Annotated in this window: 14 protein-coding genes; 7 read left to right on the forward strand and 7 right to left on the reverse strand. The window is 34.3% G+C overall.

Translation table 11 applies throughout. The annotated features are described in order from the left end of the window. Positions 1-103: 103 nt before the first annotated feature. On the forward strand, positions 104-1,303 hold the full coding sequence (locus IJF99_RS01455) for an ATP-binding protein (RefSeq protein ID WP_366931235.1): 1,200 nt from the start codon (positions 104-106) through the stop codon (positions 1,301-1,303). Between the two features lie 563 nt (positions 1,304-1,866). Here IJF99_RS01455 and IJF99_RS01460 read toward each other — a convergent pair. The 4 genes from IJF99_RS01460 to cobQ form a co-directional block, all read right to left on the reverse strand. Beyond that, a complete protein-coding gene (locus tag IJF99_RS01460) occupies positions 1,867-2,661 on the reverse strand; it encodes a hypothetical protein (RefSeq protein ID WP_292791093.1) in 795 nt (264 codons plus the stop codon). A 157-nt stretch (positions 2,662-2,818) separates the two neighbouring features. Then, the gene (locus IJF99_RS01465; protein WP_292791098.1) at positions 2,819-4,405 is read right to left on the reverse strand and encodes an AarF/ABC1/UbiB kinase family protein; all 1,587 of its coding nucleotides are present in this window, start codon (positions 4,403-4,405) and stop codon (positions 2,819-2,821) included. 235 nt (positions 4,406-4,640) lie between these two features. Beyond that, positions 4,641-4,883, reverse strand: a complete 243-nt coding sequence (locus tag IJF99_RS01470; protein WP_292791100.1) for a hypothetical protein — start codon at positions 4,881-4,883, stop codon at positions 4,641-4,643. A gap of 99 nt (positions 4,884-4,982) precedes the next feature. Continuing rightward, positions 4,983-6,509, reverse strand: coding sequence for a cobyric acid synthase CobQ (cobQ, locus tag IJF99_RS01475; protein ID WP_292791103.1), 1,527 nt, complete (start codon positions 6,507-6,509; stop codon positions 4,983-4,985). 552 nt (positions 6,510-7,061) lie between these two features. Here cobQ and lonB point away from each other — a divergent pair. Both lonB and IJF99_RS01485 read left to right on the forward strand, forming a co-directional pair. Next, positions 7,062-8,942: an ATP-dependent protease LonB gene (lonB, locus tag IJF99_RS01480; protein ID WP_292791228.1), complete on the forward strand. Its 1,881-nt coding sequence runs from the start codon at positions 7,062-7,064 to the stop codon at positions 8,940-8,942. Between the two features lie 854 nt (positions 8,943-9,796). Continuing rightward, complete coding sequence (locus tag IJF99_RS01485; RefSeq protein ID WP_292791105.1) at positions 9,797-11,044, forward strand: RNA-guided endonuclease TnpB family protein; 1,248 nt, start codon at positions 9,797-9,799, stop codon at positions 11,042-11,044. On the opposite strand, the gene IJF99_RS01490 is transcribed toward IJF99_RS01485, so the two are convergent. After that, positions 10,966-11,472 carry a hypothetical protein gene (locus tag IJF99_RS01490; protein WP_292791107.1) on the reverse strand — a complete coding sequence of 169 codons (507 nt, stop codon included), beginning with the start codon at positions 11,470-11,472 and terminating at the stop codon, positions 10,966-10,968. The two genes, IJF99_RS01485 and IJF99_RS01490, sit on opposite strands and share 79 nt — an antisense overlap. Further along, the gene (locus tag IJF99_RS01495) at positions 11,462-12,373 is read right to left on the reverse strand and encodes an ADP-ribosylglycohydrolase family protein (RefSeq protein WP_292791109.1); all 912 of its coding nucleotides are present in this window, start codon (positions 12,371-12,373) and stop codon (positions 11,462-11,464) included. Before IJF99_RS01495 ends, IJF99_RS01490 begins: the two co-directional genes overlap by 11 nt. A 73-nt stretch (positions 12,374-12,446) precedes the next feature. Between IJF99_RS01495 and IJF99_RS01500 the strand changes: the two genes are divergently transcribed. Beyond that, positions 12,447-12,956, forward strand: a complete 510-nt coding sequence (locus tag IJF99_RS01500) for a GNAT family N-acetyltransferase (RefSeq protein WP_292791111.1) — start codon at positions 12,447-12,449, stop codon at positions 12,954-12,956. 29 nt (positions 12,957-12,985) lie between these two features. Beyond that, entirely contained in the window at positions 12,986-13,354 is a 369-nt protein-coding gene (locus tag IJF99_RS01505) for a zinc ribbon domain-containing protein (protein WP_292791112.1), read from the forward strand. Positions 13,355-13,366: 12 nt separating this feature from the next. On the opposite strand, the gene IJF99_RS01510 is transcribed toward IJF99_RS01505, so the two are convergent. Beyond that, on the reverse strand, positions 13,367-13,879 hold the full coding sequence (locus tag IJF99_RS01510) for a hypothetical protein (RefSeq protein ID WP_292791113.1): 513 nt from the start codon (positions 13,877-13,879) through the stop codon (positions 13,367-13,369). An 89-nt stretch (positions 13,880-13,968) separates the two neighbouring features. Between IJF99_RS01510 and IJF99_RS01515 the strand changes: the two genes are divergently transcribed. Beyond that, positions 13,969-14,880, forward strand: a complete 912-nt coding sequence (locus tag IJF99_RS01515) for a ribose-phosphate diphosphokinase (RefSeq protein ID WP_292791118.1) — start codon at positions 13,969-13,971, stop codon at positions 14,878-14,880. Positions 14,881-14,884: 4 nt separating this feature from the next. Then, the gene (locus IJF99_RS01520; RefSeq protein WP_292791120.1) at positions 14,885-15,175 is read left to right on the forward strand and encodes a hypothetical protein; all 291 of its coding nucleotides are present in this window, start codon (positions 14,885-14,887) and stop codon (positions 15,173-15,175) included.

Consider the following 15,175-nt stretch of genomic DNA (forward strand, 5'->3'; position numbering starts at 1 on the left):
CTGAAAACAATATTAATTTTATTATTTACTTTTCATTATAATGAAAACTTTATATTATAGTTATGATAAATTAATAATTATAAAAAGAAGTGTGATTTTAATGATTATTCAAAGAAAAGATTATATTGATAAAATCAATCCCTTTATAAATAAACATATCATTAAAGTTTTAATAGGAACAAGACGTTCTGGAAAGTCAACCATATTAAAACAAATTATTGATTCATTAATAAAACAAGGAATACCTGAAGATAATATTGTTTGGATCAACTTTGAATTAAGTGATTATTTTGAAATAGATAATATTAAAAAGCTTGAAAAGTTCATATCTCATAAAACTGAAAATATTGACGGCAAAATTTATCTATTTTTTGATGAGATACAGGTTGTTCCCCAATGGGAAAAATTAATCAACTCTTACTTTGCAAAAGAAAATTATGACATATACCTTACTGGATCAAACTCAAAATTATTGTCTGGAGAATTTGCCACATATTTATCCGGCCGTTATGTCGAATTAAACATATATTCATTTTCTTTTAGGGAATATCTTGATTACTATGAAATTACTTCTGATTTTAAATCTCATTTTTACAGATATTTGGAAGATGGGGGTATGCCTTCAACATTTGACTATAGTGGCGATGATAAAAGATTAATTCTAATGGATTTATACAATTCTATTGTCCTTAAAGATATAATTCAAAGAAATAATGTTAAAAATGTCGACTTGTTGGAAAGGATTATGAGATTTGTAATGTATAACATTAGCCAGCCCTTTTCTGCAAATAAGATTCATAAAAGACTAAAGCAGGATATGGTAAACTTATCTGTAAATACAATTTACAATTATCTGAAATTCTTTGAAAATGCATGCCTGATTTATCAGGTAAAGCGCGAAGATTTACAGGGTAAAAGAATATTAAAATATGATGAAAAATATTATCTGTGTGATTTGGGTTTTAGACAGGCAATAATAGGAAACAATCAACGGGATATCACTCGTGTAATCGAAAATATTGTTTATTTGGAACTTTTAAGAAGAGGATATGAAATCACCATCGGTAAAGTTGATAGCCTGGAAGTGGATTTTGTATGCAAAAAACAAAACAAACTCATTTACATTCAAGTTTCTTATTTATTGGCAAGTGAAGAAACTGTTGAAAGAGAATTTAAACCATTAAAGAGTATTCAAGATAATTATCCAAAATACGTAATATCCATGGATGATGTGGATATGTCTCATGACGGAATAATTCATTTGAATTTAATTGATTTTTTAAGGGATAATGAAGTGATTTAACATCTTGGAAACCATACTCTTTTTAGGAAGTATGTCCTTTTTTAGGGAGTTTATCAACTCTGAGTTGATAAACTCATTTTGGTTTTTAAATAATTATTTTGAAGATAGATAATACTTGTTTTTATTAAAAGTAGTAGATAATTCACCTACTTTTCGAGCATTATTTGTTCGCATTCTATCAAACAAAAATCGAAAAAGTAGTAGATAATTTGAAGTGTATTATGCCAACACCAACATGAAGTTGGTCAGAAAGAATCAGAAACTGCACAATCCTGATTCACCACTTTTAATTGGTGATGTTGGAGAAAATGATGATGCAGGAAATCCCTGAAGCAGCAGCGGTTGCAAAAAAAGCCCCCTTTGCAGACATTCCTCCCTTGTGAAAGCATTGCAGGGTTTACACCTAAAATATAAGCCATCGCTAAAAATGTATTTAAACCTGCTAGAAACTCAGTTTTTAAGTTTGTATTGTTTTCTTCCAATTTGAAAAATTTGTTTAACATAAACACCAAATTCGTAATATTATTTGAATTTCAATCATTGGAAGTAATTAAAATAGGACATTATTTGTTATTGATAATCAATGATTCCAACTCGTCCAAACGTTCATTCAACTCTTTTTCACGTTTCTTATTATGCTTCAATAGAATCGCAGCGGTTAATGTTGCAGTACCTACGCCGGATATGGTGTATCCGCTCCAAACTAAAAGCAGACTTGTCAGTTTACCAACGCCGGTGTTGCCCAGTATCGCATAACCGTTACTTGTAAACGCATTTGAAACCATGACGATGGAATTCAATGGTTCGACGCCCTCGGCAAATAATGTGACAATAAAGCTTAGAAATACTACAGAAAATAGTAATATAATTGTTATTCCAAGGCCATTTGTCTCGGTATATTGCCTGAATTTATCAAAATATACCTTAATGAAATATGCATAAAGCAGAATATGAATTATATAAATAGGCCATATTAAGAGAATGTCATTAGTAATAAGCAGCATTACGGATTCATAAGGCACCAGGAGGAAAAACAGCATTTTATTTTTCCAGGAATCATAATCCAATGTTAAAGCAATATATAAGGATATGAGGATTTGTAAAAGAGCAATAGGAAGTATTTCATTTGTCTGAACTATTGTGATGTATAATATGAAAAAGAAGAAAATTAACATCATTATCAGATAAAAAACCTGTTTCAATGTTTCAAGTTCCTCTTCGGGAAAATATTCCGCCGGATTTAAAATTCTACTTTCACTATTAACTAACTTTTTATAAATAATGTTTCCGATAACAAATAAAGCTCCAAATACTAAAATCGGAATAAGTAATTCGCACATAATCCTAAAAATTTCCATAATACTACTTTTATCAACATGTATTTTATATTTTTTGAATTCAAATGCAGGATTGAGTAAGTTTGCTTGTCTATGGAAATATAGATATATTTGTTAATGACGAGAAAAAAATAAGAAAAAGAAATTATGAAGAGAAGCTCTCCATAATAATATCGCTTTACAAAAATTTCTTTATGCCAATAATACTCAACACTATAGCTATTATATAACCAATTAAGGATATGACCGGCATATCAAAGACCATTGGTCCAAATGAAACAACTGAAGAGCCGATAATAAGTGCGGATACTAATGCAATTATTGAAACCTTATCAGTAATGTCGACTTCAAACCTGAATTGCAATTCTTCATTATCGATTTTGTGTATGGTTCTTGTAAGAAGTTTTGGCAAAGACTGAAGCATATGTTCATATAAAATCAGATTGCTTTTCTTACCTTTCAGATACTGTTTAGGGTTGATTCTTTGTTTTGCAATCTGCTTTGCAATCGGTGTGATTGAGGCGAAGATATCAATTTCCGGATCGAGATTGTGAGCAATAGCTTCAATCATTGATAAACCTCTTGCCATTGTAACGAATTCATTTGGAAGGATGACCCCATATTCCTGCATGAGATTAAGAAGGTCTTCCAGGACTCCATTAAAACGATTAAGTTCAACGCCGAAATATCTTCCGAACAGGTCGTTCAGATCTCTTTTTAAAGGTCGGGTATTGATTGAATAGTCCAGGATGTCCATATACATCAATTGGTTTATCAATCCGTCGACGTCCTGGTCGACAAATATTATCATCAATTCGGAAAGATTCTTCTTGAATTCCTCATCAAAGAATCCCATCATACCCAAATCCAGATAGCATAAAACGTTGTTTTCAAGTATCATGATGTTTCCAGGGTGAGGGTCCCCATGGAAGAAGCCGTCAATGAATAGTTGCTGGAGATAGGAATCAAGAACGTTTCTAGCTAAAAGCTTTTTGTCGAATTCGTCCCCGCTGCTTTGATAGACATCATTTAATTTTGTCCCGTCAATAAATTCCATGGTTAAAACTTTTGATGTGCAATACTTGGAATATGTGGCGGGGATATGGATTTCAGGATTGTCTTCAAAGTTCAGTTCAATGCGTTGCATATTCATAAATTCATTATTATAGTCTATTTCCTTGTGAATTGAACGGTCGAATTCTTCCATGATTCCAGGCAGGTTTATCTTCTGAAGGTTGGAGTTCAATTTATCGGCACGGTTGGCAATGTATTTCATTATCCTTAAATCAAGGTCAATTTTATCTGTAATGCCTTCTTTTTGTATTTTCACGGCCACTCTTTCACCGGTTTTTAGCCTGGCTTCGTGAACCTGACCTATGGAGGCAGTAGCCAAATGCTCATGTGAAAAGTCTTCGAACAGTTCGTCAATGTTTCCATTAAGTTCTCTTTCGACTATCTTTTTAACTTGTTCATAGCTTATGGCCGGGTTATCGTCTTGCAGGTTAGCCAGCTCATCTGCAATTCTTTCCCCAACAATATCCGGCCTTGTACTCAGTAGTTGGCCTAACTTTATGAATGTGGTTCCTAAATCCTGAAGCATTAATCTTAATTTTAAGGGAAGTTCTTCATCCAATAATATTTCAGAGGTTTCTTCATCATTTTTGCGTATTTTGCTTTTTGCTGTTTGGCCCAATATTTCATCGAAGCCATATTTTTTAAGGGCCGCTCGGATTTCACCCAAGCGTTCTTTTGTTTGTTTTTCCATTTTTATCACTCATTTCAAATATGTTTGCGAGATATTTCATTTATGAAAGTGAAATTTTGTAAAATTATTTTATATGATGTAAAATTATATCTAACTAATATTTTCTATTAATTTGGTATTATAAAATGTTTTTCATATTAGGGTGGAAATTGAAAAATATTCAAAACCATAATATGATTGATGGCAAAAAAGAGGGTTCAAGATATAAAGTAAAATAAAAAAAGAGTAAGCAGAATTATTCTGCTGTAATTTCAATATCGAAGGTCATGTGGTCGATAGCTGCGGTTTCACCAGATTTGATAGTGTAAATTGGAGAACCGAGTAAGATTAAATTATTGTTGACTTCTCTGATTTTGTTATCAGCCACTTCTTGCATGTGGGTTCCTTCATATAAGAAACCGTTGTCTGCATCGCCTTCTAATTTGTATGAAATAACTTCACCGTTTATTTTGTTAGTTGCTTTTACATCTAAAATCATTTTTTAAATCTCCATGAATTTGATATTAATAATTATGTTTGTTTATGTTTTTAAATAATGCGGTTTAATCAATTTCTTGAACATTATTTCTATGTTAAATTAACCGAACAGCAGTTTGTCAATGACATCCATATCAAGGTGTTCTTCAACGATTTCGGCAAGCCTATTTAGGGAGTAGTCTTTTTGAGTTTCGTATGGATCTTCGCCGTATTTTGCTTCAAGGCCTTTTTTAACTCTGATATAATTTAAGAATTCTCTTCTGAAGTTATAATTGTGGAATATTCCATGGAAATATGTTGCAAACACATTCTCGCATGAAGCTCCGTCAACTTCTCCTGCGTCGTTATTTCCCTGACCTTTTTCGACGTTTAATAATCTTGAGGAGCCTAAAAGTTCGGTTGTTCCTTCATGGATTTCATAGCCGGTAACTTCTTCCCCGATGATATTTTTGAATATTTCCCCTGCAATGCCTTCCAGATTCTCAGGTATTGTTGCAACGGATTGGGTAACGATTTTGCCTGATCTTGAAAAGCTGGATTCGATGTCCAGCAGGCCCAAACCGTCAATTGTGCCATGTTTTGATTCACGTCTTTCCTCATCATGGATAACATTGCCCAGGATTTGCAGGCCTCCGCATATTCCCACTACTGGTATTTCGGATGATTTTTCGATTATCTTTTCTGCCAGGCCGCTTTCGCGCAGTGCGAACATGTCCTCTGTTGAGTTACGGGTTCCTGGGATTATTATTGCATCGACATCTCCAATTTCCTCGTTGATTCCAATCATTTTAAGGGCAACATCCTCCTCATATTCGAAGGGGTCAATATCTGTGAAGTTTGCAATTTTCGGCAAACGGATAACTGCGATACTTATGTCTTTATCTTCAGCAAAAACGTGAGTGGTTAGGGATGCGGAATCCTCTTCAGGTAACTTCAGGGTTTCATCGTATGGCAAAACACCCAGTACGGGCTCTCCAGTTATCTCTTCAATTCTGTCCAGTCCGGGTTTCAGAATGTCAAGGTTTCCCCGGAATTTGTTTATCACAGTGGCTTTGAGGCGTGACCTGTCATAATCATCTAAAAGGACGTAGGTTCCTGCAATTGCTGCAAACACTCCTCCCATTTCGATATCTGCAATCAGAATCACATTGGCATCCGCCATGTGTGCAATTTCCATATTTGCAATGTCCTGCTTTCTCATGTTGATTTCTGCAGGGGAACCTGCTCCCTCAATGATGATGACGTCGTATTGGTCGGATAATATTTCAAAGCTTTCATGAATCGCTTTTAGTGCGGTATCATGGTATTTGTGCTGATAATCATAAAAGTTCATATCTCCAATGGATTTCCCTTGGATGATGACATTCGAGGTAAAATCACCTTTCGGTTTAAGTAAAATTGGATTCATGTGTATGCTTGGTTCAACCATTGCCGCTTCAGCCTGTAGCATTTGGGCTATTCCAATTTCGCCGTTTTCTTTTGTGGTGTATGAGTTTAGGGACATGTTTTGTGATTTAAAGGGAGCTACTTTATATCCCCTATTCTTATAAATTCTGCATAATGCTGCCACGAGCATACTTTTTCCGGCGTTGGAGGATGTTCCTTGAACCATGATACATTTTGTCATGATAAGATATATTGAAGTAATGTTATTTATAATTTAAAAAGGAGATTTAGTTAATCTAATTTGAGGTATGATTCTACATCTGGGGATTTAAGACTGATATCAATCATACCAACAAACTCGATTAACAAAAATAAATTATTGAATATTTATTTTGTATTATATTATATTGGCTTCATAATATATATTATTATCTATAAATATGATTTTTATTTGATTTTTAAAAATAGTTTGTATTTATGTTGATTATTTTAAAATTTACTGTTTTTTTAGATTTTTTCTAATCATTGATATGAATCAAGTTATCATTGATTAAATTTTTCTGATAGCTAAATTTATTTTAGTAACTTTTATTTAGTAAAATAGAAAACTTTTTATATATTGTAAATTTAATAATATTTATATAGTATATGTAACTTAATTCTTTAATGATGAATTTTAACGAAGTGAGGTTTGTTTATGAAATTTGAAGAAAAAGAATCAATTGAAGATTCTGCTGATGTAGTCGTTGAACCAGAAATTGCTGATTCCGGCGATGGTGAAGAAACCAAACCTATGTTAGATTATAACAATATTAAAAGTTCAGAAGATATTGAAGTCCCACCTTTGTTAATTGATCAAGTTATAGGACATGAAGAATCCATCGAAACAATCAAAAAAGCGGCAAAACAGAGAAGAAACGTTTTGCTGATTGGTGATCCGGGCGTTGGAAAATCAATGCTTGCAAAAGGTATGGCGCAGATATTACCACATGAAACACTACAAGATATTTTAGTATATCCTAATATGGAAGACAACAACCACCCATTAGTAAGATCAGTCCCTGCGGGGGAAGGTAAAAAAATAGTAAGAGCAACAAAAGGCTCAGCAAAAGGCCAGGAAGAAAGAAAAACTATCATTACAATGTTTGCAATTGGAGGAATACTGGTAATAGGATTCATGTATGGCAGATTACTGGAATCAATCATTGCAGCAGCATTAATCTTACTTATATCAATACAAATTAAACCTAAATCCAATAATATGTCTCCAAAATTATTGGTGAATAATGAAGAGTCCCGTTTTGCACCGTTCATGGATGCAACAGGAGCTCATGCCGGAGCATTATTGGGAGATGTACGTCACGACCCGTACCAATCCGGAGGATTAGGTACTCCTGCGCATGAACGTGTAGAGGCAGGAATGATTCATAAAGCCAACAGGGGTGTTTTATACATTGACGAAATCGGTACAATGAGTATGAAAACCCAACAGGAATTATTATCTGCAATGCAGGAGAAAAAATATTCAATCACAGGTCAAAGCGAAAACTCAAGTGGTGCAATGGTAAGATCTCAGGCCGTACCGTGTGATTTTGTTCTTGTGGCTTCAGGAAACCTTCAGGTTCTTGAAGGAATGCACATTGCAATGAGATCAAGAATCAGAGGATACGGTTATGAAGTATTCATGAAGGATTACATGGACGATACAACTGAAAACAGGGAAAAACTGGTTCAGTTCGTAGCCCAGGAAGTCAAAAATGATGGAAGAATCCCTCATTTCGCTCCCGATGCATTGGATGAAATCATCATGGAAGCGAAAAGAAGATCAGGTAAGCAAAATGCATTAACCTTAAGATTAAGAGACTTGGGCGGACTTGTACGTTCTGCAGGTGATGTGGCTATTGAAAAAGGAGCAGACATCGTAACTGCAGCCCATGTTGTCGAAGCTAAGAAATTCGCAAGAACCCTTGAACAGCAAATAGCAGACAGGTCAATCATCCAAAGAAAAGACTACAGTATGGTATCTTCTGAAGGAGGGAAGGTAGGTCTTGTCAATGGTCTTGCAGTAATTGGTGATAGAAGCGGTATTGTATCACCTATCGCAGCAGAAGCGGCACCGACTCAGTCCAAAAACGGCGGGCAAATCATTGCTACAGGTAAATTGGGTGAGATAGCTCAGGAATCTGTTCAAAACGTTAGTGCGTTAATTAAGAAATACACCAACAAGGACATTTCCAATTATGACATTCACGTCCAGTTCATCCAGACTTATGACGGGGTTGAAGGTGACTCAGCCAGTGTTAGCATTGCAACAGCAGTAATATCAGCGATTGAAGAAATTCCAATCGATCAGACTGTTGCATTGACAGGTTCACTAAATGTACGTGGAGATGTAATGCCTATAGGTGGAGCAACCGCCAAAATCGAAGCGGCAGCCGAAGCCGGAATGAAAAAAGTATTGATTCCGAAATCTAACTTAAAAGATGTTATGATTGAGAAGAAATACGAAGACATGATTGAAATCATTCCGACTGAAACTTTAAGTGATGTTTTGGAAAATATTCTAATTAGCGGATCCAGCAAAGACAAGCTAATTGAAAAGATGAAAAACATCGGTTCTAAAGTTGTAGATAAGGTTCCGCAAACTACTTTAAATAATCCAACTACCAATTAAGTTGGATTACTCTATTATTTTTTCTTTTACTATTTTTTTCTATTGTGTTGTAGAATTCACAATCTGTTTTTTCAAATTCCTCAAAAGATGCGTCAACGCGCAGTTGCAGACATCTGTTTGCCCAGTTTTATCATAAATGATGCAAGAATACCCCGACCTCTTTTAGGTCGGGGATGAATTGCAAGTTGGGGAGTGGGTGTTTTTATTATGTGTTAGTAATTGGTATGCGTTTGTAATAGATGATTTTAAATACTTTTTTTGTTTATATTATTATCATTAGTAGTGATTTGGATTAGGAATCAACATTCGGTATACAAGTTAACTTTTCATTTTGGTTTTGGTTGTTAAATACCATAATAGTGATTGATTAGGAATATTTTTTTGATTCTTTGATGATTTATATTTTTTCAGATATTTGGTGGTAAAGTAATGGTGTTTAGAGTTGAGGGGTATAAATAAGTGGAAGCTGATCAATTATTCATTATACTATTTTGGATGCTATGCATAGTACCAATCCTTGTTAGGTTTATTTAATGCATATAAAAACTTCTAAGCAGTAAAGGATTATCTAAAAGAGATTGTCCTGGTTATTAAAATGTTTTTTTTTGGAAGAGTGCTTTTTGGAAAACAGGTTATTTTATCACTACGTCTAGTGGAGCAAAATATAGAAACTATGAAAATTATATTTGAAAGGCAAAGAGAAAAAAATAACTAAAATAATTATTATTTTTTTTATTGATGCGATTTGTTTTCAAATGCTCTTGGTAAAATTATATTTTTTATATAGCTATATAATACTTATTATAAAATGGTGTTACTTCATTTGTGGAAAAAATATGTTTTAAAGGGTTTTTATGGTTATGAATGTTGTTAAAGAGAATATTGAGGTTAGGATTTATCCTGCAAAAGCACAAAGGAATGACAAAGGTGAAAAGATAGTTAATATTAGTGCTGTTGAGTCTAATATTGGAATATCACGTTTCATCTACAATAAAGAATTAGAGTTTATTAACGACTTTAAACGTTTATTGGTATATTATGGCTATGATGTTGATAAGATAATTGTCAATGACAAATCCTGTAATGTTATTTTAAATATGTTAAAACAGGAATATTCATTTATCGAAAACGCAGAATCCAGCAGCATACAGCAGTCACAAAGGGATTTTATACGTGCTATGATAAATTTTTATAATGTAAATCTAAAAGCACAATTTCCCGTATATAAAAGCAAGAAAACAAATAAAGAAACATTCCGCATAATAAACAACAATAACAATGTAAGAATACAAAAAGACAAATACGGATACGATAAAATAAAACTTGCCAAATTGGGATTGGTGAAATTCAAAACCAGTAAAAAATACCTAAAATTACTTCACCAAGCAAGCGACAAATATGATTCCACAGTAAAAATCAAACATGTAACTGTCAAAAAAGTCAATGATAAATATTATGCTGTTTTCAATATTAAACGCATACACACACCCGAAAAAATAATCGGACCTTTACAACAAGTAGGAATAGATATTGGATGCGGTAAACTAGCTGTTCTTTCAAACACCCAAGAGATAGCCAATCTGGACCTGAGATATGAAGCAGAAAAAATCATCCAATACCAAAAAGAAATGAGCCACAGAAAACCAGGATCCACAAGATACCTAAAAGCAAAAAAACAACTAAACAAATGGTACACAAAATTAATAAACAAAAGGAACGATTATTACGACAAGATAACTAATTATATTGTTAAAAATTCTTCTTTCATTGCGGTTCAAAATGAAAATATAATTGCATGGAAACAAAACAGTCACTTCAGCAAAAAAGTACAATTAAATGCTCCACGTATTTTCCTAGATAAATTAGAATACAAATGCCAACGTGAGGGTGTTGAATTCATAAAAGTTCCTAAACATTTTCCATCCACACAAATCTGCTGCGAATGCGGCAATAAAAATAAAAGCGTGGCAGGAATAGGAAAGATAGGAATACGAGAATGGGACTGTCCACATTGCAACGCTCATCATGATCGTGATGTTAATGCTTCAAAAAATATCCTTAAAAAAGGATTAAAAATGACCGTAGGGACTACGGTGCAGTAAAATACCCTAAAACATTTGTATGTGTTTAGGTTTGCGAATCCCCGACCTCTAAAAGGTCGGGGAGGTTCAAATTTGAGGGAGTCTTTTTTGATTAATATGCCGAACAATTTCTCTTCCTCATCGGCATAGGTGTTAAATTCCTCTTGCGTTAATTTGATGTTATAATCTTCTGTAGAAAACAAGTCACATTCATTGATTATCGGCATGAAAGTCATCATGCCCATCGCCAGGAACATGTTTTCGCTTTTGTGGATTTTCAAAAGCCTCTCTTCATAGGAGTCGTCATCTTCAATTCCATATCCTTCGATTTCCAGAATGTTGTTGGTTCCCATGTAGTTGTCATCGTCAATTAAAAAAGCAAGCAGATTAGGGTCTACATAATTCTCGCATGTAGCCCTAATATTTTTGATAGTTTCACTAAGATTCATCACAAAACGCCTCGTATTTTTCACATAATGAAAGCACTTCATCAATCCTATTGATTTGTTCTATCCAATCTATAGGAATTGAATCAAAACCATAATAAATTCCGGCCAGCCCTCCACATATTGCTGCGGTTGTGTCGGTATCATGACCCATATTAACAGCTTTTAAAACTGCATCTTTGTAATTGTCAGTATTTCTAAGACAATGGAGTACGCTTTCTAAAGTATAAATTGCATGGGCTCTTCCGTAATGCTCTTCAGGACAATAATTGTCAAAGATATTTTTAAAGGATTCTAAAGATTTTGAATCTTTATAGTATTCTTTAATTTTTTCATTTGCATTGGAAATGTGTTCATCAATACTCAGATTCTTATTTGCAAGCATTGATTTGGCTATTTCAATATATAAGATACAGGCAATTTTCACTCGTTTATGCGCATGTGTTAAACCGGAAATGTTTCCGATTGTCTCATAATCAATATCTGGAATAAATGCTAATGGAAGAATTCTCATGAGTGATCCGTTACCGTAATCCCATTCGCCTAATCCTCCACATTCTAGGGCAGGAGTTCCAGAATTAAATTTATTAAGGGCCTTGGATGTGGCATTCCCGATATCAAAACAGCCATCGTCACTGTTTGTGTGTTTGTCATGATGTGACCATTGACAGAATTCATTCATTATATTGTCATAATCAATTCCTTTCTTATTAATAATGCTTGTCATTGTAGCTATTGTCATAGATGAATCATCAGACCATGTTCCTGCAGGCTGTGAATAAGTTCCATAGCTTTTCATTTCAGTTACGGGATTTTTTTCAAGCTCATCTCTTGATTTAAATTCGACAGGAACGCCCAATGCATCACCAACAATCAAACCAATAATTCCATCCTTAACTTTCATACTTAATTTTATGTAATTAATAGTTAATAAATTGTGTTAAAATTTTAAATTATCTCAAAACATATTATTATCAATGATTTTGAAAACACCTAATCTGACATTAAGGCCCTGGAAGGAATCCGATGCAAAATGCTTGTATCACTTCGCTAAAAATCCCAACATTGGCCCGATTGCGGGCTGGCCGCCTCATCAAAGTGTTGAAGACAGTTTGTATATTATCAAAACTGTGTTTTCAAAAAGGGAAACCTATGCTGTTGTTCATGAGGGAATTCCAATAGGCTGTGTGGGATTGTTATTCCATCCGGATACAAATCACTGGTGGGGTGAAGGCTCAGCTGAATTGGGTTATTGGATTGCTGAAGAGTATTGGGGAAATAACTATGCTTTTGAAGCATCAAAGGTCTTGATTGATAGGGCATTCAATGAATTGGATGTAGATCAGATTTATGCAAGCTATAAATGTGAAAATATTCAGTCAAAAAGGGTGTTGGAAAAATTGGGCTTTAAATATTATTCGCAATTAACAAATGAAAATTATCGGGGTGAATTTTTCCAGGAAATAGCTATGAAATTGGAAAAATAATTTATATTAAAAGATATTAACTTTAAATAATGACTAGATTATGTGGAAACTGCGGATTTGTTAATCAGGATGATTATGATTTTTGCGCTAAATGCGGCACTCCTTTAGTTGAAGGCGTTCAGCCAAGAAATTTCATAGTCCTCAAGCCTGAAGATGTCAAAATCAATAATAAAGCGATTATCATATCCTATATTATAACTATTTTTTTATCCTGGAGCGGTTTTGTAATAGGGATGCTGTTAAAAAATACTCAAGCAGGAGCATTTGCATTCTTCGGATTTTTCATGCCGTTTTATCTGGTCCAATCAAGGCACCCGACAATCAGAAAACACGGAATTATCCAATTGGCAATATCCCTTGTCGGCGTTGCGCTCTCATTTTATGTGATGATGCATTGAAAAAAAAGATAATTAGACTAGGATGAATTTGATATTTCCCAGCAATATTTGTATCGGAATCATCGGAACATTAATCCCATTTTGAAGCATTGCAACACTCATGGCGTCCCCTCTTGTCATTGATCCTTGAACGTTGCTGTTTCCGGCATAACCGAAATACCCGTCATTTGCACGGATATTGTCAATAATGTTAAAACCGAATATTGACTGGGCGGCGGCATTATTCACACTAATGATCAGAAATGGACTTTCGTTATAAGTATATTCCATAATGTGTTTTACAGCGCCATAAGGGTCTTCCGGATGGTCGGAGTGGACATTGTGCAATGTTTGGCCGTATTCATTAAAGGAACTTCCAGGATACACCCAACTAAATCCCCTTATGCTGAATTCCGCAGCCATATCAAGACCTCCGTATTCTTCGTCATCTTCCGCAACAACCAATACCGGACTGTTTATAGTTGCAAGCAAAAACATAAAAATTACTGCAATGACAGCTATCATAATTATGTGAATTTTTTCCATGATTATTTTATAGCACCTTTTAAATATTAATACTTAACCTTTTTAATGAATTAAAACATATATTACTTCATAAGTATTTTGGTGATAATGTGATTATAGGCGGTTCATCTTCACAAGATTTAGCAGCTAGTGTTGCAAGAGAACTTTCAGAGAAATTGTGCTATGTTGAAACTCGTAAGTTTCCGGACGGAGAAAGGTATATAAGGATTGATGGGGAAATTGAAGACGAAGTGACAGTTATTCAATCAACCGGATATCCTCAGGATGAAAACCTGATGGAATTATTGTTCCTGATATCCAATCTTAAGGATTTGGGAGCTAAAAAAGTTAAGGTTGTAGTCCCGTATATGGGTTACGCCAGACAGGAAAAACGCTTCAATCCGGGTGAAACAATTTCAGCCAAAATAGTTTGCGATTTAATCCAAGCGGCCGGCGCTGATGAATTTATCACTTTCAATATTCATGAGGAATGCGTATTGAACTTCTTTGACATTCCGGCAAGAAACCTTTCGGCAATGCCTTCAATTGCGGAGTATTTGGATAAGAAATACTTTAAAAAAGGCGATGAAAAACCGATAATTATCGCACCTGATAAAGGAGCATACGGTTTTGCGCAGGAAATGTCTGAAATCATTGGCTGTGACTGCACATATTTAACTAAAGTCCGTTTGGGACCGGATAAGGTTGAAACAAGGATTGTTGATGTGAGATGTGACAGTGAAAGTGAAAACACGGTCAATGTTGACAGTGTCAAGGGAATGCATGCAATAATCATTGATGATATCATAGCCACCGGCGGAACCATTGTAAATGCCATAAACATTTTAAAGCAGTATGGCGCTTCATCAATTGACGTATGTTGCGTACATGCAATCTTAACCAATAATGGTGCTAGCAGGATTTATGAAGCCGGAGCCAATAAGATTATTGGAACCAACAGTTTATCTTCAGACACTTCACGTGTATCTCTTGCAAAAGCTATTGCAGATGCATTGAGGTAGGAATATGGATAAAGATCAAATTAAAAAAGAGTTAGTTGACAAATCAAATGACATTTTGACAAAATACTCCGAGCCTGACGTTGTTGAAGACGTATCTGTAATGAATATGTCTTCAAAAACCGTGTTTTTGGGCTCTCTTAAAGTGTTTAATACTGAAGTTGTTCCGAATGTCATAAAAGATTTGAATAAGCAATTAAAGGGTTATGGAAATTTAATTGTCAGAGACCAAAGGGTCACTCCCTGCTGTTCTCCAAGTTATATACATATTAGTTTCAATATTACAATAACCAACTGA

The organism is Methanobrevibacter sp. (assembly GCF_017406825.1).
GTDB lineage: Archaea > Methanobacteriota > Methanobacteria > Methanobacteriales > Methanobacteriaceae > Methanocatella.

Bases quoted from the DNA above. Each gene is read 5' to 3' on its own strand.
- IJF99_RS01505 (WP_292791112.1), top strand. From the start codon at position 12,986: ATGACTAGATTATGTGGAAACTGCGGATTTGTTAATCAGGATGATTAT.
- IJF99_RS01465 (WP_292791098.1), bottom strand. From the start codon at position 4,405: ATGGAAAAACAAACAAAAGAACGCTTGGGTGAAATCCGAGCGGCCCTT.
- lonB (WP_292791228.1), top strand. From the start codon at position 7,062: ATGTTAGATTATAACAATATTAAAAGTTCAGAAGATATTGAAGTCCCA.
- IJF99_RS01495 (WP_292791109.1), bottom strand. From the start codon at position 12,373: ATGAAAGTTAAGGATGGAATTATTGGTTTGATTGTTGGTGATGCATTG.
- IJF99_RS01460 (WP_292791093.1), bottom strand. From the start codon at position 2,661: ATGGAAATTTTTAGGATTATGTGCGAATTACTTATTCCGATTTTAGTA.
- cobQ (WP_292791103.1), bottom strand. From the start codon at position 6,509: ATGACAAAATGTATCATGGTTCAAGGAACATCCTCCAACGCCGGAAAA.
- IJF99_RS01485 (WP_292791105.1), top strand. From the start codon at position 9,797: ATGGTTATGAATGTTGTTAAAGAGAATATTGAGGTTAGGATTTATCCT.
- IJF99_RS01520 (WP_292791120.1), top strand. From the start codon at position 14,885: ATGGATAAAGATCAAATTAAAAAAGAGTTAGTTGACAAATCAAATGAC.
- IJF99_RS01470 (WP_292791100.1), bottom strand. From the start codon at position 4,883: ATGATTTTAGATGTAAAAGCAACTAACAAAATAAACGGTGAAGTTATT.
- IJF99_RS01500 (WP_292791111.1), top strand. From the start codon at position 12,447: ATGATTTTGAAAACACCTAATCTGACATTAAGGCCCTGGAAGGAATCC.
- IJF99_RS01490 (WP_292791107.1), bottom strand. From the start codon at position 11,472: ATGAATCTTAGTGAAACTATCAAAAATATTAGGGCTACATGCGAGAAT.
- IJF99_RS01510 (WP_292791113.1), bottom strand. From the start codon at position 13,879: ATGGAAAAAATTCACATAATTATGATAGCTGTCATTGCAGTAATTTTT.